The sequence below is a fragment of the Acinetobacter sp. YH12112 genome (assembly GCF_013418945.1).
In the GTDB taxonomy this organism is placed as follows: domain Bacteria; phylum Pseudomonadota; class Gammaproteobacteria; order Pseudomonadales; family Moraxellaceae; genus Acinetobacter; species Acinetobacter indicus.
The window spans coordinates 82,934-105,893 of record NZ_VPBA01000002.1 but is presented as its reverse complement, the minus strand read 5'-3'; the positions used below and the strand labels follow the sequence as shown (position 1 = coordinate 105,893).

General features: G+C 47.5%; 24 protein-coding genes and 1 pseudogene. 21 read left to right on the top strand and 4 right to left on the bottom strand.

Features of this window, described 5'->3' with window-relative positions; all coding sequences use genetic code 11:
• Positions 1-111 precede the first annotated feature (111 nt).
• The 8 genes from FTU50_RS01280 (at position 112) to rdgB (ending at position 9,356) form a co-directional block, all read left to right on the top strand.
• Positions 112-2,346: a catecholate siderophore receptor Fiu gene (locus FTU50_RS01280; protein ID WP_180046679.1), complete on the top strand. Its 2,235-nt coding sequence runs from the start codon at positions 112-114 to the stop codon at positions 2,344-2,346.
• 107 nt (positions 2,347-2,453) lie between these two features.
• Positions 2,454-3,137 (top strand): Fe2+-dependent dioxygenase, encoded by a 684-nt coding sequence (locus FTU50_RS01275; protein ID WP_104499714.1) that lies wholly within the window; start codon positions 2,454-2,456, stop codon positions 3,135-3,137.
• Positions 3,134-4,246, top strand: coding sequence for an alpha-hydroxy acid oxidase (locus tag FTU50_RS01270; RefSeq protein WP_373685461.1), 1,113 nt, complete (start codon positions 3,134-3,136; stop codon positions 4,244-4,246). The genes FTU50_RS01275 and FTU50_RS01270 overlap by 4 nt, the downstream gene beginning before the upstream one ends.
• A 255-nt stretch (positions 4,247-4,501) precedes the next feature.
• Positions 4,502-6,199 (top strand): 2-isopropylmalate synthase, encoded by a 1,698-nt coding sequence (gene leuA, locus FTU50_RS01265; RefSeq protein WP_005180175.1) that lies wholly within the window; start codon positions 4,502-4,504, stop codon positions 6,197-6,199.
• An 84-nt stretch (positions 6,200-6,283) separates the two neighbouring features.
• Positions 6,284-7,444: a homoserine O-acetyltransferase gene (locus FTU50_RS01260; protein ID WP_005180176.1), complete on the top strand. Its 1,161-nt coding sequence runs from the start codon at positions 6,284-6,286 to the stop codon at positions 7,442-7,444.
• On the top strand, positions 7,444-8,037 hold the full coding sequence (gene metW, locus FTU50_RS01255; RefSeq protein WP_016658558.1) for a methionine biosynthesis protein MetW: 594 nt from the start codon (positions 7,444-7,446) through the stop codon (positions 8,035-8,037). The genes FTU50_RS01260 and metW overlap by 1 nt, the downstream gene beginning before the upstream one ends.
• Positions 8,034-8,624, top strand: coding sequence for a tetratricopeptide repeat protein (locus FTU50_RS01250; protein ID WP_075167424.1), 591 nt, complete (start codon positions 8,034-8,036; stop codon positions 8,622-8,624). Before metW ends, FTU50_RS01250 begins: the two co-directional genes overlap by 4 nt.
• Before the next feature lie 105 nt (positions 8,625-8,729).
• Entirely contained in the window at positions 8,730-9,356 is a 627-nt protein-coding gene (gene rdgB / locus FTU50_RS01245; protein ID WP_104498068.1) for an RdgB/HAM1 family non-canonical purine NTP pyrophosphatase, read from the top strand.
• A 195-nt stretch (positions 9,357-9,551) separates the two neighbouring features.
• On the opposite strand, the gene FTU50_RS01240 is transcribed toward rdgB, so the two are convergent.
• Positions 9,552-10,433: a permease gene (locus tag FTU50_RS01240; protein ID WP_180046677.1), complete on the bottom strand. Its 882-nt coding sequence runs from the start codon at positions 10,431-10,433 to the stop codon at positions 9,552-9,554.
• Between the two features lie 160 nt (positions 10,434-10,593).
• Here FTU50_RS01240 and tatA point away from each other — a divergent pair, with 160 nt between their 5' ends.
• The 4 genes from tatA (at position 10,594) to FTU50_RS01220 (ending at position 14,490) form a co-directional block, all read left to right on the top strand.
• Entirely contained in the window at positions 10,594-10,818 is a 225-nt protein-coding gene (tatA, locus tag FTU50_RS01235) for a Sec-independent protein translocase subunit TatA (protein ID WP_005180185.1), read from the top strand.
• A gap of 19 nt (positions 10,819-10,837) precedes the next feature.
• Positions 10,838-11,284 (top strand): Sec-independent protein translocase protein TatB, encoded by a 447-nt coding sequence (gene tatB / locus FTU50_RS01230; RefSeq protein WP_180062605.1) that lies wholly within the window; start codon positions 10,838-10,840, stop codon positions 11,282-11,284.
• Positions 11,281-12,063 (top strand): twin-arginine translocase subunit TatC, encoded by a 783-nt coding sequence (tatC, locus tag FTU50_RS01225; RefSeq protein ID WP_171431653.1) that lies wholly within the window; start codon positions 11,281-11,283, stop codon positions 12,061-12,063. Before tatB ends, tatC begins: the two co-directional genes overlap by 4 nt.
• Before the next feature lie 180 nt (positions 12,064-12,243).
• Entirely contained in the window at positions 12,244-14,490 is a 2,247-nt protein-coding gene (locus tag FTU50_RS01220) for a PhoX family phosphatase (protein WP_180062604.1), read from the top strand.
• A gap of 57 nt (positions 14,491-14,547) precedes the next feature.
• Here FTU50_RS01220 and FTU50_RS01215 read toward each other — a convergent pair whose 3' ends face one another.
• Complete coding sequence (locus FTU50_RS01215; RefSeq protein ID WP_104989342.1) at positions 14,548-15,330, bottom strand: NRDE family protein; 783 nt, start codon at positions 15,328-15,330, stop codon at positions 14,548-14,550.
• Between the two features lie 94 nt (positions 15,331-15,424).
• On the opposite strand from FTU50_RS01215, the gene lgt reads away from it, so the two are divergent.
• From lgt to msrA, 9 genes and pseudogenes are all read left to right on the top strand, one after another.
• Positions 15,425-16,234, top strand: coding sequence for a prolipoprotein diacylglyceryl transferase (gene lgt, locus FTU50_RS01210; RefSeq protein WP_180062603.1), 810 nt, complete (start codon positions 15,425-15,427; stop codon positions 16,232-16,234).
• 83 nt (positions 16,235-16,317) lie between these two features.
• The gene (locus tag FTU50_RS01205; protein ID WP_180062602.1) at positions 16,318-16,695 is read left to right on the top strand and encodes a hypothetical protein; all 378 of its coding nucleotides are present in this window, start codon (positions 16,318-16,320) and stop codon (positions 16,693-16,695) included.
• Positions 16,696-17,070, top strand: a complete 375-nt coding sequence (locus FTU50_RS01200) for a hypothetical protein (RefSeq protein WP_005180197.1) — start codon at positions 16,696-16,698, stop codon at positions 17,068-17,070.
• 184 nt (positions 17,071-17,254) lie between these two features.
• Positions 17,255-17,746 (top strand): annotated as a pseudogene (locus FTU50_RS01195) (lipocalin family protein).
• Positions 17,747-17,947: 201 nt separating this feature from the next.
• Positions 17,948-18,790, top strand: coding sequence for a thymidylate synthase (gene thyA, locus FTU50_RS01190; protein WP_005180203.1), 843 nt, complete (start codon positions 17,948-17,950; stop codon positions 18,788-18,790).
• Between the two features lie 100 nt (positions 18,791-18,890).
• Entirely contained in the window at positions 18,891-19,403 is a 513-nt protein-coding gene (locus FTU50_RS01185; protein ID WP_016658548.1) for a dihydrofolate reductase, read from the top strand.
• Positions 19,404-19,432: 29 nt separating this feature from the next.
• Positions 19,433-20,503, top strand: a complete 1,071-nt coding sequence (locus FTU50_RS01180; protein WP_180069284.1) for a DUF4105 domain-containing protein — start codon at positions 19,433-19,435, stop codon at positions 20,501-20,503.
• A gap of 75 nt (positions 20,504-20,578) precedes the next feature.
• Positions 20,579-21,040, top strand: a complete 462-nt coding sequence (locus FTU50_RS01175) for an META domain-containing protein (protein WP_180054760.1) — start codon at positions 20,579-20,581, stop codon at positions 21,038-21,040.
• Positions 21,041-21,105: 65 nt separating this feature from the next.
• Positions 21,106-21,627 carry a peptide-methionine (S)-S-oxide reductase MsrA gene (gene msrA, locus FTU50_RS01170; protein ID WP_005180210.1) on the top strand — a complete coding sequence of 174 codons (522 nt, stop codon included), beginning with the start codon at positions 21,106-21,108 and terminating at the stop codon, positions 21,625-21,627.
• A 70-nt stretch (positions 21,628-21,697) separates the two neighbouring features.
• Here the strand turns inward: msrA and FTU50_RS01165 are convergent, their stop codons facing one another.
• Both FTU50_RS01165 and FTU50_RS01160 read right to left on the bottom strand, forming a co-directional pair.
• Positions 21,698-22,339, bottom strand: a complete 642-nt coding sequence (locus FTU50_RS01165) for a fumarylacetoacetate hydrolase family protein (protein ID WP_180054762.1) — start codon at positions 22,337-22,339, stop codon at positions 21,698-21,700.
• Between the two features lie 36 nt (positions 22,340-22,375).
• On the bottom strand, positions 22,376-22,873 hold the full coding sequence (locus FTU50_RS01160; protein ID WP_005180217.1) for a YcxB family protein: 498 nt from the start codon (positions 22,871-22,873) through the stop codon (positions 22,376-22,378).
• Positions 22,874-22,960 lie beyond the last annotated feature (87 nt).

Genomic DNA, 22,960 nt, shown 5'->3' with positions numbered 1-22,960 from the left:
TATTGAGCGTATACAACATACAATAAGTCCATCATTACTCTGCATTTGAACTGCGCACTCAAATCATTGTGGTAAGGGAATTTTGTCATTCATATCAGGAAATACACCACCATGGCACAGATTAAGAGCCGTAAACATCAACGCACTGCATCATTCGTTGCCCTTGCAGCCACCCTGCCGCTCATGGCACATGCAACCCCAGCGACCGAAGAAGTCACCCAGCTTCCTGAAATCACGGTGAAATCTCAGGCTGAAAATAAATATAAAACCAATCAGCTCAGCTCCGCGAAACAGACCCAGCCACTGGTCGATACCCCACAAACAGTTTCTGTTATTAATCAAACCTTATTAAAAGAACAAGGCGCGACATCACTGGTCGAAGCGCTACGCAATACTCCGGGCATTACCTTACAAATGGGTGAAAACGGCAATACCAGCGCTGGTGATACCTTCCAGATGCGTGGTTTCTCTACCCAAACCTCTACCTATGTCGATGGTATCCGTGATTTGGGCGCAGTCAGCCGCGATGTATTTAACCTGGAACAGGTTGAAGTCGTGAAAGGCCCGGCCGGTGCCGAAGCCGGTCGTGGTTCAGCATCCGGTTATATCAACCTGATCAGCAAACTGCCGCATCTGCAAAACAGTAGCGAAGTCTCTGCCAGCTACAATACCGCAGAAAATGCCCGCCTCTCGGCCGATATCAACCAGGCCATCAATGACAATACCGCTTTTCGTCTCAATGTCATGGGACAAGAAGGCGGCGTGCAAGGCCGTGATGTGCTCGAAAACAACAGCTATGCCATTGCCCCATCTGTTGCCTTTGGCCTGAACACCCCGACCCGCCTGTATTTATATTCACAACACGTCCGTCAGCGTAATATCCCTGATGGTGGTATTCCAACCATTGGCATGGAAGGCTTCTGGAATGCCAATCCGGATATTGCCCAAGCTGGTAAGGTTAATCGTGAAAACTATTATGGCCATGTAGATGACTACGAAGATGTCGATGCCGACATGTTCACTGCCAAAATTGAAAGTGATCTGGCAGATAATCTGAAACTGACCAATATCACCCGTTTGGGTCAAACCCAGATGAACCGAGTCCTGACCGGGATCAACACCATTTCTGCACATGATTCGACCAATCCAGCCGACTGGACCATCAGCCGTTCACGTCAGGGCGTCGATCAGGAAAATAAAATTCTGGCCAACCAGACCACTTTAAACCTGAACCTGAAAACCGGTGCTATTGAACATGATGTGATAGCTGGCCTGGAATTTTTAAAAGAGCAGCAATACACCCGCAATCTGGCCACCCAAATGCCGGATGAGCCTGCAGTATCCACCACTGAAGCCAGCCTGTATAACCCAAACCCCAATGATCCAATGGCCGACCTGATCTATAACGGTGCTTATAGCGATGGTGAAACCCAGACGGCTGCGGCTTATCTGTTTGATACCTTAAAATTTGGCGAACGCTTCCAGTTAAACGGTGGAGTACGGGTAGATTATTACGAAACCGACTATCAAGGCTTATCTTTACCTCGCGGCACAAATGCCCTTGTAGCTTCAGATATCAGCGCGCATGACACCCTGCTGAGCTGGAAACTTGGCGGTCTGTACAAACCAACTGCTTACAGCAGCGTTTATGCCTCTTATGGCAAATCCTTAACCCCACCGGGCAGCGCCAACTTTGTAATGTCTGAGTCGGGCATTAACAGCGCAGCGGCAGAACCACAAGAAACCCATCATTATGAACTGGGTACCAAATGGGATCTGCTTGATGGCCGTCTAGCCCTGAATGCCGCAGTCTATCGCACGGAAAATGAAAACCAGTTTACCCAAGATGCGATTACACAGGAATCCATCCAGGAAGGCAAAACCATCGTCGATGGGGTTGAGCTGAGTGCAGTCGGCCAGATTACCGATGCCTGGAATATTTCTGCCGGTGTGGCGCATATGAAAACCAAACAGGAAGATCAGCAAAGTTTCCGTGACAATGTCATGACCCGTACCGATAGCGTGCGCTGGTCACCGGAATGGACCGCCTCATTATGGACCACCTATGACATTGCCGGCTTTAAACTGGGTCTGGGTGCACGTTATGTCGATGAGCAAAAACGTGTCGTCACCGACAGCACTGCTCCAGCCAATATGCCAAGCATTCCAAGCTATGTGGTATTTGATGCCATGGCCGGTTATCAGTTCAATGAAAATGCCTCACTGAACCTGAATGTCTATAACCTGGCAGATGAAGAATACATCAGCACCTTGAACAACGGCGGTTCGCGTATGACGCTTGGTCAGGAGCGCAGTGCCAGCCTGACCTTTAACTATAAGTTCTAAGTTTTATTTTGTTCTGTTGAAGCAGCATTTATCTGAAATGCTGCTTCATTTTTTATTTGGCTTTATGATGACAGACAGCGCTCTGTCTGAAGGATGATTCAAGTCTCATGATGCTGCATGTTCCTCAAGTTCTCAGTAAAGCGGCCGTGGCTGACATCCGTCAGCAGCTCGACCAGCACACCGCCTGGATTGATGGCCAGCACAGTGCCGGGCCACAGGCCAAGAAAAGCAAACACAATCTGCAATTTGACCCACAGCATCTGGTGTATCCAGCGCTGGCTGAACAGATTGAACAGGCACTGAGACAGCATCCACTGGTACAATCTGCGACCTTAGCCAAACATATTCTGCGGCCAATGTTTAACTGCTATCAGCAGCAAGGGACGTATGGCAATCATGTCGACAGCGCCGTGCATTATTCGGCTGCACATCAGCAGCTGATTCGTACTGATGTTTCCATGACCTTATTTTTGTCTGAACCGGAAGAATATCAAGGTGGCGAACTGGTGATTGAAGATACCTATGGCGCACATGAGGTTAAACTGGATGCCGGCGATGTGATTCTCTATCCCGCCACCAGCCTGCATCGGGTAGAACCGGTTACTGCCGGCCGGCGCATTGCCGCCTTTACCTGGGCACAAAGCATGATTCGCGATGACTGGCAGCGCAGCATGCTGTTTAATTTGGATATGACCATCGGCCAACTACGCCAGCAACTTGGCGATAATGAACAAGTGCTGCAACTGACCGCGCATTATCATAATCTGCTACGTCAATGGGGCGAACTATGATGCCTGCCCAGCCACTGCCGCCGCTTACTCAGATTCCCGCTTATCTGCAAACTATTGCCGACTATGAAGCTCAGGCCAGCAAGCATTTAACGCCGACCACCTGGCACTATTTACAAGGGGGCGCGATGGATGAGCGCAGCCTGCAACAGAATCTGGACCAGTTTCAGCAGCTGCAACTGCTGCCCAGAATGCTGCGTGACCTGAGCCAAGGCCATACCCGCTGCGAACTGTTCGGGCAGGAATTTCCCCATCCAATTTTTCTAGCCCCGGTTGGCCATCAGCAACTGTTTCATCCACAGGGCGAACTGGCCACTGCCCTCGCAGCAGAAGCAGTGGGCAGTAATCTGGTCCTGAGTCATTTAAGTACTACCGATCTGCGTGAAGTTGCGCCAACAACCTCTCTTAAATGGTTTCAGCTGTATTGGCAAGGCAATCGCGAACAATCGCTGGCACTGGTGCAACTGGCAGAGCAACAACAGTTTAAAGCCATTGTGGTGACCGTCGATTCACCGCATAGCGGCGTTCGTGACCGTGAACGTCGGGCCGGTTTTCAAGTGCCGGCGCATCTGCCTCATCCGCATCTATCTTCCTTTACATCCCCCATCCTCAGGCCAGAGCAACATCCCCTGTTTGATGGTCTGATGCAACAGGCACCGACCTGGGAAGATATCGCCTGGCTGGTACAGCAAACGTCTTTACCGGTGCTGCTCAAAGGCATTGTGCATCCTGAAGATGCTCAACTGGCATTGCAATACGGTGTACAGGGACTGGTCATTTCCAATCATGGTGGCCGGGTGCTAGATGACTGCATTAGCCCACTGACAGCTCTACAGATGATACGCACACAACTGCCGGCAAATTTTCCCTTAGTGCTGGATGGTGGCATCCGCCGCGGCTCCGATATTTTTAAGGCGCTGGCCTTGGGCGCATCCGCCGTGCTGATTGGCCGGCCGTATATTTATGGTCTGGCAGTAGCCGGTGCGTTAGGTGTGGCGCATGTGATTAAAATTTTGCGGGAAGAACTGGAAGTGACCATGGCTTTAATGGGAACGGCGCGCCTGCAAGAGATCAATAGTCGCTATATTTTTCACAAAAACCAGATCCAGTGAAATTTTTTATCTCCACAACCTTTAATGATGCAAATTAAGAGAATAATTTCCACTTCAGTTGGCTTATATTTATCTTAGGAATTTGCAAGACCGCGAACGGTACCAGCCAGGTAGCAACTCTTTCTGAAAATGTGGACTGATCCTAATATTTTCCGGAAATACGCTTGTAAATTGATACCATAGATACCATCTATATAAGTAGTACGTTGCTTTTTTATAAGCTTAAGCAACCCATGCTTCACAAGGAGTTACCTCATGATGTTGGCTGATCCAAGTAAAAAATATCGTCGCATGTATCAACGTGTTGACTTGCCAGACCGTCAATGGCCGAACAACGAAATTACAAAAGCGCCTATCTGGATGAGCACCGACCTGCGTGATGGTAACCAGGCAATTTTCGAACCAATGAGCATTGAACAGAAGTTCAAAATGTTCCAGATGTTGGTGAAAATTGGCTTTAAGCATATTGAAATTGGCTTCCCGTCTGCTTCACAAATTGACTTCGATTTCACCCGTAAATTGATTGAAGAAAACCACATTCCAGATGATGTGTATATCGAGGTTTTGGTTCAGGCACGTGACCATTTGATTCAGCGTACCTTTGAAGCATTGGAAGGTGCAAAACGCGCGATTGTACATATCTATAACTCCAACTCGCCAACCTTCCGTCAAAAAGTCTTGAATGTTGATGTCGCGGGTGCCAAACAGTTGGCCATTAACGCTGCTGAAAAAGTGAAAGAATACGCAGCGCAATATCCTGAAACCGACTGGATTTTCCAGTACAGCCCGGAATGTTTCACCGCAACTGAATTGGAAGTGGCTAAAGATGTCTGTGACGCCGTGACTGAAATCTGGGAAGCTTCTCCTGAAAACAAAGTCATCTTAAACTTGCCTGCGACTGTAGAAGTTTCGACTCCAAACGTATATGCCGACCAGGTCGAGTGGATGCACCGCAACATCAAACGTCGTGACGGGGTGATCATCTCTGTTCACTGTCATAACGACCGTGGCTGTGGTATTGCTGCCTCTGAATTGGCAATTATGGCCGGTGCTGACCGTGTTGAAGGTTGTGTGTTTGGTAACGGCGAGCGTACCGGTAACGTTGACGTGGCAGCAATTGCCTTGAACATGTACACCCAGGGCGTGGCACCAGAATTGGATTTCTCTAACATCAACGAAATTATTGCGACCGTAGAAGAATGTACCGGTTTACCTGTGCATCCACGTCATCCATATGCCGGTGATTTGGTGTTCACGGCGTTCTCGGGTTCACACCAGGATGCGATTAAAAAAGGCTTTGAATACCAGAAAAACGAAGAAATCTGGGATATGCCTTACTTGCCAATCGATCCGAAAGACTTGGGCCGTGACTATGATGCCGTGATTCGGGTGAACTCGCAGTCAGGTAAAGGCGGGATTGCTTACTTGTTAGAATCGAACTACAACGTGGTGTTGCCGCGTCGTGTACAAATCGAGTTCTCGCAAGTGGTGCAGCAAGTGACCGATGAAGAAGGCACTGAAATTTCAGCACAGCAAATCTGGTCATTGTTCCAGCAAACCTATGTCGATGCCAAAGATTCACATTATTCTGCCAAGAGCTATAAATTGTCTGATGACAATGGCAAACAGGTAATTGAACTTGAAGTGGTGGTGAATGGCTCGACACAGCAGTTGCGCGGTGAAGGTAACGGTCCGATCTCGGCCATTTTGGATGCCTTGCAGTTACCAATTGATGTCTTGAACTATGAAGAACGCGGCATCAGCTCGGGTGCCAATGCCAAAGCCTTGGCCTTGGTTGAGTTGCAGGTGAAAGGTACCGGTAAATCTGCCTTTGGTGCCGGGGTGCATGACAACATTGTGACTTCATCCATTGAAGCCATTATTGCCAGCACTAACCGTCTGATTGATCAGGGCGTATTAAGCAAAGAACAATTGGTTGCTGCTGCCGTTTAAGCACATAAAGTACTTTAGAAAGGATACCCCAAGTGGTATCCTTTTTATTTATTCATTCTAAAGATTCTAAGGCGAATTATTCCTGTGTCTTTCCCTGCTAACTCTGTGGGTGTCGTAACGCCACAACAGTTTCAATTTGAAGAGCCGTTAGAGCTGGAATGTGGACGCATTCTGCCACGTTTTGAACTGATGGTTGAAACTTACGGAAGCTTGAATGCCGACAAATCCAATGCCATTTTAATCTGCCATGCCCTGTCCGGGCATCATCATGCGGCGGGCTATCATCATGAAGATGATAAAAAGTCTGGCTGGTGGGACAGCTGTATTGGTCCGGGCAAAGCCATTGATACCTCTAAATTCTTTGTGGTGGCACTGAACAATATTGGTGGCTGTCATGGTTCGACCGGTCCAACCTCACCCAACCCGGAAAATGAAAACCGCCCTTATGGTCCGGATTTCCCGCTGGTGACGGTGCGTGACTGGGTCAAAACCCAGGCCATGCTATCAGACCGCTTAGGCATTCAAAAATGGTATGCAGTGATTGGCGGTTCTTTGGGGGGCATGCAGGCCTTGCAATGGTCGGTTGATTATCCGGACCGTCTGGAAAAATGTGTGATTATTGCCAGTGCGCCAAAACTGTCGGCACAGAATATTGCCTTTAATGAAGTCGCGCGTCAGTCGATTCTTTCAGATCCTGATTTTCATCATGGCCGTTATCTGGAACATGACAGCTATCCAAAACGTGGCCTGATTCTGGCGCGGATGGTCGGACACATCACCTATCTGTCTGAAGAAGCCATGAAGCAGAAATTTGGCCGTGACCTGAAACTGGGCAAATTCATGTACGGTTTCGATGTCGAGTTTCAGGTGGAAAGCTATTTGCGCTATCAAGGTGAACAGTTCAGCCGTAACTTTGATGCCAACACCTATTTAATTATGACCAAGGCGCTGGATTATTTTGATCCGTCGCGTGAATACGAACAGTCGCTGGTACAGGCCATGGCCCATACCCAATGCCAGTTCCTGGTGATTTCGTTTACCACCGACTGGCGTTTCTCGCCTTCGCGTTCGCAGGAAATTGTCGATGCGCTGATTAGCAACCATAAACCGGTCAGCTATTTAGATATTGATGCCGAACAGGGCCATGACTCCTTCCTGTTCCCGATTCCGTTATATGTCAAATCTTTAAGAGCATTTTTGGGAGGTGCAGAACACCTCAAGGCAACCCCGCAGGAGGCTGTGTAATGCGTATTGATCAGCAACTTGCCGAAAAGTGGATTAAGCCCGGTTCCCGCGTTTTAGACCTCGGTTGTGGTGATGGTGAACTGCTGGCCCACATGAGTAAAAAGCACAATATTCGTGCTTACGGCCTGGAAATTGACCAAGAAAAGATTGCAATTGCCGTCAGTCGGGGGTTAAATATCATCCAACAAGACTTAAACCTCGGTTTAAGCCGCTTTGCCGACCAGTCTTTTGACTATGTGGTCATGGCACAAGCCTTGCAAGCTGTAGATGCACCTGACGTATTATTGCGTGATATGGTGCGTGTCGGAAAACAGGCGATTATTACCTTTCCGAACTTTGCCCACTGGAAGGCCCGTTCTTTCCTGGCACTGAAAGGAAAAATGCCGGTTTCAGAAGCTTTGCCGTATATGTGGTACAACACCCCAAACATCCACCTCTGTACTTTCCGTGATTTCGAAGCACTCTGTGCTGAAAACAATATCCGTATTATTAATCGACTCGCTGTGAATGGGGATCAACAAGTTAGTTTACTCAGTAAACATATCCCGAATCTGTTTGGTGAAGTCGCAATTTATCGAGTGAGCGCTCTATGAAAAAATTATTATTAAGCACGACGCTACTGGTTGGACTTTTTAGCCTGCAGGTGCATGCAGATTATGTGGCACCAGGCAGTTCGGTATCGAGCCAGGCCGCCCAGTATTCGGTGATGGACATTCAGGGTTTGATTAAAGCTGCCAAAGCCGGTCAGGCCGGTGCGCAGTTCTATCTGGCAACCAAATATCTGCATGGTCAGGATGTCGCCAAAGATGAACGTCAGGCCTTTGCCTGGTATAAAGCCGCTGCCGATCAGGGACTGTCTTCAGCCCAATTGAACGTAGGCCGTATGCTGGCTGATGGCATTGGCACCAAAAAAGATGAAGTCCTGGCCCGTCAGTATTTTGAAAAAGCGGCCAGCCGCGGTGATAATCGCGCCAGCTTTAACTTGGCGATGATGGAAGAGAAAAAGAAAAACTATATGGGTGCTTATCAGTGGTATGAACTGTCTACCCGTGATGGCATGCTCGACAATAAAGTGATTTCTTTATCTGAAGGCAAAAAAACGGCTTTAGCTGCCAACCTGACCCAGGAACAGATTCGTCAGGCGCGTGACCGTGCCGACAAATGGATTCAGGCGCAATAAGCCAGGTTCAAAAACACTAGCACCTTCGGGTGCTTTTTTCATGCCTGCTGTCTGGTGGTTTTCGGTTAAACTAGCCGGCATGTTTTCAATCATGAGTAATTCGAGATGACTGCACCTGCTTGGCTCTCTCAAGGCACCCTGGTTCTAGCCAGCAATAACAAAGGCAAAATTGCGGAATTTGAAAAACTGTTTGCAGAACTGAATTTACCGGTTGATGTCATCCCGCAAGGCCAGCTTAATATTGAAGATGCCATTGAAGATGGCCTGAGCTTTGTTGAAAATGCGATTATTAAAGCGCGTCATGCCTCTAAAATTTCTGGCAAACCCGCGATTGCTGATGATTCCGGGATTTGCGTACCGGCACTGGACGGCGCACCGGGAATTTACTCTGCCCGTTATGCCGGCGCACATGGCAATGATGCCGCCAATAATGAAAAACTGCTGGCAGACTTACAGCCTTTACGCAAAGATGGAACAGCGATTGAAGGGATGTTTGTTTGTGTGCTGGCCCTGGTGCAGCATGCCGAAGATCCTTTACCACAAATTTTCCAGGGCATCTGGCAAGGTGAAATTCTGGATGCTCCACGTGGTGAAAATGGTTTTGGTTATGATCCACTGTTCTGGTTACCGGAACTGGGGATTTCCAGCGCAGAAATGAGCAAGGAAGAAAAAAATAAGATCAGCCATCGAGGTCAGGCGATGCAGCTGTTTAAAGCGAGTTTGGAGAAGTAACATCCTTTTAAAACTCCTCCCTTTGAAAAAGGGAGGCTGGGAGAGATTCTTCTATACATCTTTCTTCTGACGCTAAAATATTGCTCATTTCTACAAAGGGTTTCCGTAAATCCCCCTCTTTAATAAAGAAGGACTTTCAAAAACTTTTATACCCTCTCTCTAACTCTCTCCCAAAGGGAGAGAGAACTTTTTGATTTATAAACCCGGCACCACCGCATGCACCACCACGCCATATACGCCAATCAAAATCGCACTGGCAATCGTTCCTGAGGCAATATATTTGGCAGAATCACCGGTGCCCTGATAATGGGTTTCTAGTGCCACAATATTGGCAGCCGGTGGCAGCAGGAAAAACATCAGCATGACGGCATAAATCAAGGTCTGCTGCGGAATGGGTAAACACCAGTACGCCACAGCACATAGCAACAAGGCCAGCGGAATACGTGCGACCAGTAAACCCAAGCTGCGTTTTAAGTCAGCCCAGCCAATCCGGACTTTACTCAGCCACATCCCCAGCACACACATGCCGGCAAAGGTCACCAGTACTTTATTGCTTTGGTAAATGACTTGTAGCCAGGTCTGATGTTCAAACTGGCTCACATCCCAAAAAGACAGAATACCCGCCAGACTCAGGGCAATCACCGGCGGTGAAAGCAGCACATTTTTAACAATAAACTTTAATTCTTGCCGGGTCTGGCTCACCGCCATCACCGCACAAACATTGCCAAATAAGGATCCGCCAATATACAGCGCCACAATAATACTGCTGGCCGCAGGTCCAAACAGGGCCAAGGCAAAGGGAAAACCCAGCCAGGCCCCATTTAAATAACTGAAGCACAGTGCGATCAGTTTATCTTTTTGCAAGATATAAAAGACCGCAAAGAAAAGGATGGAACTGATCAGACTAAAACCAATCAGCCACAAGCTGCCGTCCTGATAAAACACCATGTTGTAGATAATCAGTAACGGAATAAACAGCCGGGCCAGTAACATCGCTAGCACCGGACGCACCGGCTTTAAATACGCGACCCCGAAGTATCCAATCAGAAATGAAATTAACGGAAGCAGCAGCACCATGCGGGTACACAGAAAGGTAAAAAGTGGTGATTATCCTAACATAATTGATGGCAAAACATGCTTTTAGCCCATCTGTTGTCTTTGAATCGCAATATTCCTGTCACCTCGCTGTCATCTAGACCTGTTGAGATATGTCTTGAATTAAAAAGAGGTAAATATTATGGCTGGTTTATCGATCTGGCACGTTCTGATTTTTGCAATTGTGGTAATTCTTCTGTTTGGTACATCTAAACTGAAAAACCTGGGTAAAGATGTGGGCGGTGCGGTTAAAGACTTTAAAAAATCAATTAAAGATGATGAAACGACCACTGCGGCCCTGAACGAGCCACGGACCATTGAACATCAGGCGACATCATCTGATGTTAACACGACTGTAAAACAATAATTTTTCAGGTAATTTTGTTATGCTCAATATTGGAATGACGGAGCTGCTGTTTTTCGGCATCATTACATTATTGGTGCTGGGTCCAGAAAAGCTGCCTGAAGCTGCACGTTTTGTTGGAAAGTGGTACGGCAAAATTAAACGTACCATCAGCAATGTGCAAAATGATATTGATCGGGAACTTCGACTTTCTGAACTGCGTGAACAGATGCAACAGGAAATGGCACGTATTCAGGAACTTGAGCAAAAAATGCAGTCTCAGATGCATGAGCTAAAACAACAAAAAATATTCGCGGAAGAACAACCGAACCAGACCGCTGCAACGGATAATAAAAATTTGCCGACGCGTTATACCTTTATTGCCCCGCAACCTTCGCTGTTGCTGCGTCCTCAGCATCAACCGCTAACCGCGACTGAAGCTATCCCTCCGACCACATCACAATTTACCGATTATAAGGTGGCTGTATGAGTCAAAGTTCTCCTTCTCAATTGCCAGCGGCGACAGTGGGCGAGCAAGCTGCTTTAGAAGAAATGCCGATCACCAAACATCTGGTGATTCTGCGCAAGCATTTATTTAAGATTGTGGGCCTGGTTATTGCGCTGTTTTTCTGCTTATTGCCTTTTGCCAATCGCACCTATCAGATTTTATCTGAGCCGCTGCGTGCGCAGTTGCCGACTTCATCGACCATGATTGCTACCGATGTCACGGCCACCTTTATGGCACCGTTTAAGCTGAACTTTTTTGTGGCGTTGATGATTGCGATGCCGTTTATTATTTATCAGCTGTGGGCTTTCGTAAAACCAGCATTATATGAAAAAGAGAAAAGCCTGGCATTGCCGTTGCTCATAAGCAGTATTGCCCTGTTCTATATTGGGATTTCATTTGCTTACTTTATTGCACTGCCGTCAATTTTGCATTTTTTCATCAGTGTGTCGCCGGAAACGGTTGCCCCGATGACGGATATTAATAGCTATCTGACCTTTTGTTTGAAGCTGTTTTTGGTGTTCGGGTTTACCTTTGAAATTCCAATTATTACCCTATTACTGATTTTAATTGGTGTGGTCAGTACCCAGCAGCTGGTCGAGAAACGCCGCTTTATTATTGTTGGCTGTTTCTTTGTTTCGATGTTTGTTACCCCACCGGATGCACTGTCGATGATTATGCTGGCTCTTCCAATGTGGATGTTATTCGAATTGGGCTTATTTGCAGGCAAGCTGATTGAGAAGCGTCGGCTGGCTGCAGAATAAGTTTTTACAAACCCGATTAAAAAAGAGCAGCTCCGGCTGCTCTTTTTTATTTTAGTAAACCATTGTTCTTATTTAACTTTTTTGAAATATTTTCTTCAAGGTACTGTCATATTCAGCGGGTAGTTTATTTCTAGCTTTTAAGCAGCAACCAAGCCATTAAAGAAAAGCTAGGACTTTTAAATGAACAACGATGAAATGATTCCGTGTCAGGATCTGACCGAAGATAGTAACACTTCAAATAATACGCATTTTCAAACGATTCTTGATCAACATATGAATCGTCGTGGTTTTATTGCAAAAACTACAAGTGGGGCAATGGCATTAGCATTTGCAGCAAGCGTGAGCGGCTGTTCAGATGATGATAATGATTCTGCTAATTCAGGTGAAAATCCAACTACTCCTCCAGACACAACCTCTCCTGATCAGCATGAGTGGAGCGATCTGAACGCCCGCCCAAATAAATTAACCTTTGAACCTGTGAGAAAAAATACAGCGAACTTCTTCAGTGTTCCTGCAGGTTACCAGCTAAAAGTGTTATATGCAGTAGGCGATCCAATTAACCCTACTTATCCAGAAAAAACCGATGCTGAACTACCATCAGGTGCATCTTATCAATTCCGTGCCGGCGATAACCATGATGGTATGAGCTTCTTCGGTATGCACCCAACCAACAAAAACTATGCTGCCAAAGAATCAAAACAAGGCTTGCTGGTATTAAACCATGAGTATCTGCAGCAATCTCAGTTACATACCCCTGTGGGCACGATTTCAGTAGATGGCATCCGCCCTGAAGATCAGGTTTTACGTGAAGTAAATGCTCACGGTGTATCTGTTGTTGAAATTAGCAAAGATGAAAATACCCAAGACGTTAAAATTAATTTAAATTCTGAATTTAACCGTCGTATTACTGCCGCAACTGAAATGGAAATCCGTGGTCCAGCGCGCGGTTCTGATCTGGTTAAAACCCGATTCTCTCAAGACGGTACTTTAACACGTGGTACATTTGCAAACTGCGGTAACGGTTATACACCTTGGGGGACATATCTGACTGCAGAAGAAAACTGGAGCGGTTATTTCGCTCGTCAAGCCAATGACACACGTGCCATTGCAAAAGAAGAAATTGCCTTATCACGTTATGGTCGTGGTGGTGCTAATGCCCGTTCTTCGCAATATTTATGGAACACTCCAGTTGCCGAGTTAACTGGTGACAAAGATCTGTATGATCGTTGGGATATTTCAGTTAAAGGTGAAAACGCGCTAGCAGACTACCGTAATGTCATGAACACTTGTGGCTTTATTGTTGAAATTGACCCGTTTAGCGCAACTGAACGTCCAGTAAAACGTACTGCACTCGGCCGTTTTGCACATGAAGATTGTCGTTGTAGTAACCCGATCCCTGGTCAGCCATTAGCGTTCTATATGGGTGATGATGCGACAGGTGAATATATCTATAAGTTCGTATCAGATGCAGTGTGGGACCCTAAAGATGTAAACGGCGGCTATGCTGCTGGCGACAAATATATGAATAACGGTACATTATATGTTGCCAAGTTCAATGATGATGGTACCGGTGAATGGTTAGAACTGTCGCATAACCAGAATGGCCTCACCTCTGCGAATGCAATCTATCCTTTCTCCGGTCAGGATGATGTCGTTGTTCATGCCCGTCTTGCTGCAGACCACGTTGGTGCAACCAAAATGGACCGCCCAGAATGGGTTGCAGTGAACCCTGAAAATGGCGAAGTTTATGTCACCTTAACCAATAACAGCAGCCGTGGTCGTTCGTATCCAACTGATGCCGCTAACCCACGTAGCTATATTGACTTCAAGGGCACAAGCGCAAGTAATTTCGGAAACATGAATGGTCATATTATTCGCTTCCGTGAAGAAGGCGACACGGTAGCCGCTACAGCATTTAAATGGGATATCTTCTTATTTGGTGCTGAAGCACGCGCTGAGTCAAACATCAACCTGTCTGGTCTAGACGATATGAACGACTTCTCTAGCCCGGATGGTATGTGGTTTGACCCACGTGGTATCCTTTGGATTCAAACCGATGATGGTCAATATACAGATGAAACCAACTGTATGATGCTTGCAGCACTTCCAGGTTCAGTCGGTGATGGCGGTACCGCGATTGCAGCAAGTACTAAAGCAGGTGGTCAAGAAACAATTGTGGGTGCACAGCTTTCTAATGACCGTGTCCGCCGCTTCCTGGTTGGTCCATCTGGCTGTGAAATTACCGGGGTAACCATTACACCTGACTATAAAGCGATCTTTGTCAATGTTCAGCATCCAGGTGGTGCTTGGCCAGCGAACCAAAGTACCCGCTACAGTGCGTTAGGTAAAGTTCCTCGTTCAGCTACTGTGGTCATCACCCGTAAAGACGGTGGTCCGATTGCAGGTGAGGCACTAGAGCAAGCATAAAACGCTTTCTCTTAAGCATCCTTAAACTTAAAAATACCGGCTTGATGCCGGTATTTTTTATTTCTGTAGTGGAATATTCAGCTCCACGATCTGCCCGGCGGTTTCACCCTGCTGGCTTTTCTCTAACCAGTGCCATTGCTGAGCATTTAATCTTAAAATATTGGAACAGCGTGTACCATACGCCGGACTCTGAATAAAGGTCGACGACAATAACTCTTCCAGCTCGACAGAAATGCCGGTTTCTGGCAATAAATCTGCAATCACCTTGCGTTCATCTTCCAAAATATCCCAGGCAGCATGCTGCAGATCTGCTTCTGGCAACTGGGCTTGCTGTAACATCGGTAAAAATTCCTGGGTAAAGCGTTTACGCAAATGGCCGGTTTTTTCCCAATGCTCGCCCATTAAGCCATTGGACACCACATATACCCCTTTGGCCAGCACTTGCGGCGCCTCCCCTCGGTTGCTCATATACACCGCCTGTTCCCGGTCGCCGACAAATAAATTAAAGCCGGCATAATCGCACTGGCGCGGCTCCAAGGCTTGCGCAAAGCGAATTGGACTTAATTCAGATTCCAGAAAATCCTGAATCAGATGCCCGCGTGAAGTCGGATAATTGTGCTGATCCTGTCCATTACGAAAATTGGTAACAATGGCCCAGCGGCCGCTGGCGGTCACGCCCATCCAGGTGCCACCCGACTGCAAGTCCTGTCCGGCATAAATCGGGCTATTTTCCCAGGCATGCAACGCCGCAGTTGGACGCTGATAAAACTCATCACGGTTTGAAATTAAACATAAAGGCAGCTCATCCAGAACCTGCCAGGCAAAGGCCACAATACACATAATTTGCTGCTCGCTATCTTTACACATTGAATGTACAACATTTTTCATCTTATTCAGCTAAAATCTGTGCAAAACAGAATGACAAGGAACAGGAATGCTGACCTATCCAAATATTGATCCGGTGGCGATATCGCTGGGTCCCTTACAAGTCCACTGGTATGGACTGATGTATTTACTGGCCTTTTTATTTGCCTGGGGTCTGGCCACCTATCGCGCCAAGCAGCGTGGCTGGACACCGGACATGGTTTCGGACCTGATCTTTTACGGTGCGCTGGGTGTGGTCATTGGCGGCCGCGTCGGTTATGTGTTCTTTTATGGCTTTGAGCAGTTTCTGGCCAACCCGGTGTGGCTGTTTCAGGTCTGGACCGGAGGCATGAGTTTCCACGGTGGTTTCCTGGGGGTCATGCTGGCCATGCTGTTCTGGTGTAAAAAATACCAGATGACCTGGTTCCAAACCCTGGACTTTATTGCACCCTGTGTCCCGACCGGGCTGATGTTTGGACGCATCGGTAACTTTATTGGTGGCGAGTTATATGGCCGTCCGGTCAGTGATCCAAACTTTGCACTGGGCATGATTTTCCCGACCGATCCACTACAGCTGGTACGTCATCCATCACAGTTGTATCAGGCGCTGTTTGAAGGGCTGCTGTTATTTATTCTGCTGTGGTGGTTCAGTTCCAAACCGCGTCCACGTATGGCAGTTTCGGCACTGTTCCTGATTGGTTATGGCCTGGCGCGTTTTGTGGTGGAATTCTTCCGCGAACCGGACAATGGCCAGCTGTTTATTGCCTGGATGAGTAAAGGCCAATTCCTGAGTCTGCCAATGATTCTGGTCGGTCTCTGGATGATGTGGTACGCCTACCAAAAAAAAATCTATGACTGGGGCACACAGAAAAATAGTTAAACCGGAGCGAGGCATTTGCCTCGCTTTTTTTATGCCATTTTTGCTAAAGTGAATGCACCCTTGCACAATTCATCTGGTGGGCTATGCTCGAATTCTGGTTTAATCCCAACGTATCCGTACTGCAAAAACTCATGCTGTTTATTCTGATTGCAGTGGTCACCGGCGTTTTATACTGGATGCAACCGCTGGCCTATGATGCCATCCTGATGTTTATGGGCACCGGAATTATTTTTCTGATTTGCCGTTACTGCAAAATTCATTTTGCGGCACAACGTCCCACCGGTTTACTGTATCGCCTGCTGACCTGGATTCCGATTGCCCTGCTGTTGGCACTAATTTTCATGAATATGCAACAGGGTGAAATTTTATTACCGGGCGCACAAGGACTTGGCTTTATGGCTCTGGCAATTTGTCTGTTCTCGCCACTGTCATTGCTGTATCAACATCAGGATCAGGCATAAATGCTCAGTTTCTGGTATTCCGCGCGTTGTCATCGTCAGCTCAAACTGATGATCTGTATTGGTACCTGTCTGCTGATTTATCTGGCCTCGACGCAGGCACAGCTGCCACCGTTTTGGGTCATCCTCAGTCTGATTCTGGGCATGGGCTTACATCTGCTGTATCAATGGAGCAATCGTCGTTCCTGGCCAGAACATCAGCGCAGACTGATGTACGGGGGATTGAATCTGGCACCGCTGCTCCTGCTGGCCGTATTACTGCTGTTTCTACCGAAAATGCAACTTTGGGCCATGGCCTTGCAAGCACTCGGCTTTATCTTGGTAGGACTGTTTATGGTGTCGATCTACCAGCAACGTGCCAAACGGTTTGACTCCTAAGCTTTATTTTCCTGTCCAATTTTTTGCATTTTAATAACCTGTGTAGCAGTTGATGCACAGAAAACCGGGCTGAATTTACACTGCATACATGCCGAAACAGGAGCGCTAACAACAATAACCCGAATCCCGTTCAGCCTGCTTAGAATAACTGCAGTCTTTATGAAAATAATTCAGGAAGTTGTTTATGAATTCAGAACTGAACACCATTTCCGGTTTTAACCTGCAACGTTATTTGGGCACCTAGTACGAAATTGCCCGTTTGCCAATGCGCCATGAACCCGAAGACAGTACCGATATTTCCGCCACCTACAGCCTGAATGAAGATGGTAAAGTGCGTGTGCAAAACCGCCGTCTGGATGGTCAGGGTCAACTAGATGAATCGATTGGTGAAGCCACCCCGGTCGATGCTGAACATGGCAAGCTGGAAGTCAGCTTCTTGCCAGAAGGCCTGCGCTGGATTCCGTTTACCAAAGGTGATTACTGGATTTTAAAACTTGATCCGGAGTATCAGACCGCACTGGTCGGTGACCCGAGCCGCAAATACTTATGGTTGCTGCATCGTCATCCACAGCTGGATGAAGCCACACAAAATGAATATCTGGCGCAGGCCAAAAGTCTGGGTTATGACCTGAGTGATCTGATTTACACCCCGCACACCGGTCGGCCAACCGCATAAGCTGCCGCTATTTTGCTGAGGCATCTTTTTTAAGATGCCTTTTTTAATGATGATGAATATTCATCTCGGCCCGGCATCAATGTTATGATGGCTGCACTTTTATGTGCTCATTTAAAGCCAAGATCTTCAATACAGCCAGCCTTTTGCGCTGCAATGAAGGTCGACACAGGAGCCACATCACTATTTGATTGAGAGAATTTCATGCGCCAATATCTTGACCTGTTACAACATATCCTTGACCACGGCGGCGACAAAGGCGACCGTACCGGCACGGGAACCCGTTCTGTATTCGGTCATCAGATGCGCTTTGATCTGTCTCAGGGTTTTCCGCTGTTAACCACCAAAAAAGTGCATTTCCGTTCAATTGTGATTGAACTGTTATGGTTCCTGAAAGGTGATACCAACGTTCAGTATCTGCAGGACAACAAAGTTACGATTTGGGATGAATGGTCAACGGCAGAACAGACCGCGCGTTTCGGCCGTCCTGAAGGCGAGCTTGGTCCGGTATATGGCCATCAGTGGCGTAACTTTGGCGCCAGCAAAAATGCCGATAACAGCTACAATCAGGATGGTTTTGACCAGATTTCCTGGCTAATCAACGAGATTAAAACCAACCCGAATTCACGCCGTTTAATTGTATCGGGCTGGAATCCGCAGGAAGCCGGTCAGGTGGCGTTACCGCCTTGTCATACCCTGTTCCAGTTTTTTGTTCATAACGGCAAACTCTCTTGCCAGCTGTATCAACGTAGTGCTGATGTATTTCTTGGCGTGCCGTTCAATATTGCTAGCTATGCGCTGCTGACCCATATGATTGCCCAGGTATGTGATCTAGAGGTTGGTGATTTTGTCTGGACCGGCGGCGATACCCATTTATATGCCAACCATTTTGAACAGGCACAACTGCAACTCAGTCGTGAACCGCTGGGGCTGTGCCAGCTGAAACTGAACCCGGACGTCAAAGATCTGTTCGCGTTTAAATTTGAAGATATTGAAATTGTCGGTTATGAGTCACATCCGGCAATTAAGGCCCCGGTAGCGGTTTAAAGCCAATTAATTCCGGACAAATGCCCCATCCCCCTTTCATCGAGGGGGATTTTACATTTTAATAGGGTTAATTTTTCGCATGAGATATGGATGAAACAGCATGGCATTTCAAGGTTTAGAAGTTGTACACGTGGTGGCCATGGATCAGCAGCGCTGTATTGGAAAAGCCAATGATTTGCCATGGCATATTTCTGCCGACTTAAAACATTTTAAGGAAATTACCCAGGGCGGCGTGGTAGTGATGGGCCGTAAAACCCTGGAATCAATGGGTCGTGCCTTACCGAAACGTGTCAATTGGGTGATTACCCGAGATCCAAATTGGGCCTTTGAGGGCACCAAAGTCGCCTATTCAATTGAAGAAGCTTTAACTCAGGCCGTGGCTGATGTGCAGGCTTCAGAAAAGCCGGACAGTATTTTTATTATTGGCGGTGGTGAAATCTTTAAACAGACCATGGATATTGCCGACCGTCTGGAACTGACCCATGTCGAGCTGGATGTGCAGGGCGATGCGCATTATCCGGAAATTCCGGCAGCGTTCCAGAAAGTCAGTGCCGAGCAACATTTGGATGACAAAACTGGCATTGCATTTGAGTTTGCCAGCTACCGAAAATAAAGCTTATTTTTCTGAATGAATTCATCAGCATGCAGACACCCCAACAGCCCGAACTGGCACAGCGTTTGATTCAAGGCAGTTTGCATGGCCTGTTTAGCCTGTTTGTAATTGGCAGCTCGATCTGGCTGGTGCTGATCCTGTGGTTTCAGCAGCCGTTTGGACTGCTGTTTAGCCGGATCTTGATTGGCCTGTGGATTGCCTTTGCCATGAGCATTCTGGGCATCTATATCAGCCGGCATCTGATTAGCCGTAAACTGGATGTGCTGATTTATCTGCTGGTGTTTCTGTGCAGCCAGCTCTGGTATTTTGGCCTGCCACCTCGCCAGGACCGCGACTGGAATCCCGAAGTGGCGCAGCTGTTACATTCCGAGCGTCACGGCGATCAGGTCATTCTGCACAATGTGCGTAACTTTAACTGGCACAGCGATGGTTCCTACGAGCAGCGCTGGGAAAGTCGCCATTATGACCTGAACCAGATTCGGGGCGTCAACATCATCACTTCCTACTGGATGGGACCACAAATTGCCCACACCCTGGTCAGTTTCGATTTTGCCAATGCCGCACCGCTAACTTTTTCGATTGAAATCCGCAAAGAACGCCATGAAGAATTTTCTTCGCTGGGCGGATTCTTCCGCAAATATGAACTGAGTCTGGTGGCAGCGGATGAAAAAGATATTATCTATACCCGCAGTAATATTCGCGGCGAACAGGTCTATTTTTTCCCGCTGAAGATGCCACGGGACATGCAAAAAGCCCTGTTTCTAGAATATCTGGCCAAAGCCGATGAACTGGCACAACAGCCCAAATGGTATAACACCCTGACCAGTAACTGCACTACCCTGGTCTTTGACATGGTGCAGGCAGTATCCAACCAGACCTTGCCCACCGATTATCGCCTGCTAGCTTCGGGTTATTTACCCAATTATTTGTATGATTTACAGGCGCTTGAGCAGAGCTTGAGCATTGAAAGCTGGTATCAGCGCGCTTATATCAATCCGCGTGTGGAACAGCCGGGCCAGCTGGATAGTGCACAATTTTCAGCACTAATCCGGCAGGGTTTGCCCGCGCCATCCGCTCCTGGCGCTCCGTCAAATCAATGATACAATTTTAACTGGCGATCAAATTTAAAATTGGTTTAGATACATCCATCAGCTTTAAAATAAAGAGAAATCCATATGCTTAAACATCTTGCTGCCGTTGCCCTTTTAGGTTCAGCCCTAGTTTTTAGCGGCTGTGAAACTTTACCAACCCCGGGTGCTACCGTTGAAACTGTCAATCTTGTCCAGCTGCAAAACCGCACTTGGATTGTGACCCAGATTGGCAATACCGCGGTTCGCACCGAACCGACTGCCCACAATATTCCAAGCCTGCAATTTGATAGCGCCACCCAACGCGTTAGCGGTGCCGATGGCTGTAACCGGATTATGGGCAGCTACAGCGCCGGCCGTGACACGCTAACGCTAAGCCAAATGGCTGGCACCCGTATGGCCTGCCTCAACAGCAATGGCATTGATCAGAAATTCAATGAAGCACTGGCCAAAGTGACCCATTATCAGGTCTTTGGTAAAACCCTGAAACTGCTGGATCGTTATGGCAATTTGCTGATTCAGCTGGAAAGTGCCGTACAACCGCGTTAATACTGCACCGGCCTGCACCTTTGCAGGCCTTTTTTATGAACGATTGAAAACAGAAGGCTGACCCTATGCAACAGGCAATTTTTGGTGGTGGATGTTTCTGGTGTACCGAAGCGGTATTTCTCCAACTGCGCGGTGTGGCCAAAGTGGTGAGTGGCTATGCCGGCGGCCAGATGGACAATCCAAATTATGAAGCGGTGTGCAATGGTGATACCGGCCATGCTGAAGTCATTCTGATTGATTTCGATGACAGTCAAATCAGCTATACCCAGCTGTTAAATGTGTTCTTTGCCACCCATGACCCGACCACGCTTAACCGTCAGGGCAATGATGTCGGCAGCCAGTATCGTTCGGTGATTTATTATTTAAATCCGGAGCAGCAGCAACAGGCCGAACAGATGATCCAGCAGCTCAAGGCAGAAGGCATCCCGGTGGTCACCGAAGTGACGGCTGCACCGCGTTTTTATCCGGCAGAGGCCTATCATCAGAACTTCTTTGCCAACAACCCGACCCAAGGCTATTGTAACTTTGTAATTCCACCCAAACTGATGAAGCTGCACAGCAAGTTTCAGGATTTACTCAAAGACTGAAACCAGAAAGGCTCGAAAAGCTCCATAAAAAAGGACTGCAATTGTAGTCCTTTTCGCCTGGATATACGGCTTAAGCCTGAACAAAAGTGCTCCAGACAAATTCCCGGGTTTTGCCCTGCAAACGCATACTTAACTGGTCATTGGCCTTTAAGGCACCCACCCCGGCCGGAGTACCGGTCATTACCACATCGCCCTGCTCCAAACTAAAACTGTGGCTAATTTCAGCCAGTAGCGCACCAATTTCAAAAATCAGCAGCGCGGTATGCCCCTGCTGACGCAGTTCGTCATTAATATGCAGCATATAGTGCACATCTTTCCAGTCATTAATTTCTGCAACATCGACCCAGTCTGCCAGTACACAAGCCCCATCAAAGGCTTTGGCTCGTTCCCATGGATGGCCTTTCTGTTTCAGTTCATCCTGCAAGTCACGCAAGGTGAGGTCCAGCCCCAAAGTCACCGCCCCCACGGCCTGCAAGGCTTTTTGCGGATCGGTTTCTGCCTTTAAGGGCTGGTCAATACGCAGGCTGAGTTCACATTCATAATGGCAGCTGCCCCAGGCCGGATTCCAGGCAATCCCGGCAGATAACGGACGCAGGCTGCTCGGCGGTTTAATAAACAGCACCGGACGATCAGGAACCGCATTGCCCAGTTCTTTGGCATGATCCGCATAACTGCGACCCACACAGACAATTTTCGATGGACGTGTATTCATGATCTTCCCTCTTATGATGTGATGGTTTTAACAGGCTTATTTTTTAAAGGTATTTTCAAACAGGGTCTGATCGGCTGTGCTTTCAAACACGCGTTTTGGCACAATAATCACCATGCGGTTTTTCAGCTCAATCATATAGGTCAACTTGCCTGAAGCAAAATTCTGCACTTCGTTATAATGCACCACTTTGTCACGGCCATTGGCAGAAATCTCGGCATAATCCTGATACAGCGCAATGCCCTGCTCACTTTTTCCAAACTGGTATTTGACAAACTGACGCTTAAACATCATCGGCAGGAACCAGTAGCGCATCAGCATCTGTAGCACCAGAAAAAATACCCCCAGCGCCAGATAGTAACGGCCCACGCCATCGAGGCCCAAATAAATGCCCCAGGCAATAATCCCGACACTAATTAATGGAGTAATAAAACGGGTAAACTGTTTTTTACCAAAGGTGGCCAGAGCAAAGCCATCCTGAGATTCTTCCAGATTTAAAAAATAACGTAGCGACAAGGCAGGCTTGAGTTCCGACATCGGCTCATCATCAAATCAGTTAAATTACGCTAAATATTACACTAGAATAGGTGATTTCCTTATTCTTTTTCTCGCCAGTGCTGTCAT

Excerpts from the sequence above, each read along its gene's own strand:
- thyA (WP_005180203.1), top strand. The coding sequence starts at position 17,948 with ATGCGCCAATATCTTGACCTGTTACAACATATCCTTGACCACGGCGGC.
- FTU50_RS01240 (WP_180046677.1), bottom strand. The coding sequence starts at position 10,433 with ATGGTGCTGCTGCTTCCGTTAATTTCATTTCTGATTGGATACTTCGGG.
- FTU50_RS01185 (WP_016658548.1), top strand. The coding sequence starts at position 18,891 with ATGGCATTTCAAGGTTTAGAAGTTGTACACGTGGTGGCCATGGATCAG.
- FTU50_RS01275 (WP_104499714.1), top strand. The coding sequence starts at position 2,454 with ATGATGCTGCATGTTCCTCAAGTTCTCAGTAAAGCGGCCGTGGCTGAC.
- FTU50_RS01250 (WP_075167424.1), top strand. The coding sequence starts at position 8,034 with ATGAAAAAATTATTATTAAGCACGACGCTACTGGTTGGACTTTTTAGC.
- leuA (WP_005180175.1), top strand. The coding sequence starts at position 4,502 with ATGATGTTGGCTGATCCAAGTAAAAAATATCGTCGCATGTATCAACGT.
- FTU50_RS01180 (WP_180069284.1), top strand. The coding sequence starts at position 19,433 with ATGCAGACACCCCAACAGCCCGAACTGGCACAGCGTTTGATTCAAGGC.
- FTU50_RS01270 (WP_373685461.1), top strand. The coding sequence starts at position 3,134 with ATGATGCCTGCCCAGCCACTGCCGCCGCTTACTCAGATTCCCGCTTAT.
- FTU50_RS01215 (WP_104989342.1), bottom strand. The coding sequence starts at position 15,330 with ATGTGTATTGTGGCCTTTGCCTGGCAGGTTCTGGATGAGCTGCCTTTA.
- FTU50_RS01200 (WP_005180197.1), top strand. The coding sequence starts at position 16,696 with ATGCTCAGTTTCTGGTATTCCGCGCGTTGTCATCGTCAGCTCAAACTG.
- FTU50_RS01205 (WP_180062602.1), top strand. The coding sequence starts at position 16,318 with ATGCTCGAATTCTGGTTTAATCCCAACGTATCCGTACTGCAAAAACTC.
- metW (WP_016658558.1), top strand. The coding sequence starts at position 7,444 with ATGCGTATTGATCAGCAACTTGCCGAAAAGTGGATTAAGCCCGGTTCC.
- FTU50_RS01160 (WP_005180217.1), bottom strand. The coding sequence starts at position 22,873 with ATGTCGGAACTCAAGCCTGCCTTGTCGCTACGTTATTTTTTAAATCTG.
- rdgB (WP_104498068.1), top strand. The coding sequence starts at position 8,730 with ATGACTGCACCTGCTTGGCTCTCTCAAGGCACCCTGGTTCTAGCCAGC.
- FTU50_RS01175 (WP_180054760.1), top strand. The coding sequence starts at position 20,579 with ATGCTTAAACATCTTGCTGCCGTTGCCCTTTTAGGTTCAGCCCTAGTT.
- msrA (WP_005180210.1), top strand. The coding sequence starts at position 21,106 with ATGCAACAGGCAATTTTTGGTGGTGGATGTTTCTGGTGTACCGAAGCG.
- FTU50_RS01280 (WP_180046679.1), top strand. The coding sequence starts at position 112 with ATGGCACAGATTAAGAGCCGTAAACATCAACGCACTGCATCATTCGTT.
- FTU50_RS01165 (WP_180054762.1), bottom strand. The coding sequence starts at position 22,339 with ATGAATACACGTCCATCGAAAATTGTCTGTGTGGGTCGCAGTTATGCG.
- tatC (WP_171431653.1), top strand. The coding sequence starts at position 11,281 with ATGAGTCAAAGTTCTCCTTCTCAATTGCCAGCGGCGACAGTGGGCGAG.
- lgt (WP_180062603.1), top strand. The coding sequence starts at position 15,425 with ATGCTGACCTATCCAAATATTGATCCGGTGGCGATATCGCTGGGTCCC.
- FTU50_RS01220 (WP_180062604.1), top strand. The coding sequence starts at position 12,244 with ATGAACAACGATGAAATGATTCCGTGTCAGGATCTGACCGAAGATAGT.
- tatA (WP_005180185.1), top strand. The coding sequence starts at position 10,594 with ATGGCTGGTTTATCGATCTGGCACGTTCTGATTTTTGCAATTGTGGTA.
- tatB (WP_180062605.1), top strand. The coding sequence starts at position 10,838 with ATGCTCAATATTGGAATGACGGAGCTGCTGTTTTTCGGCATCATTACA.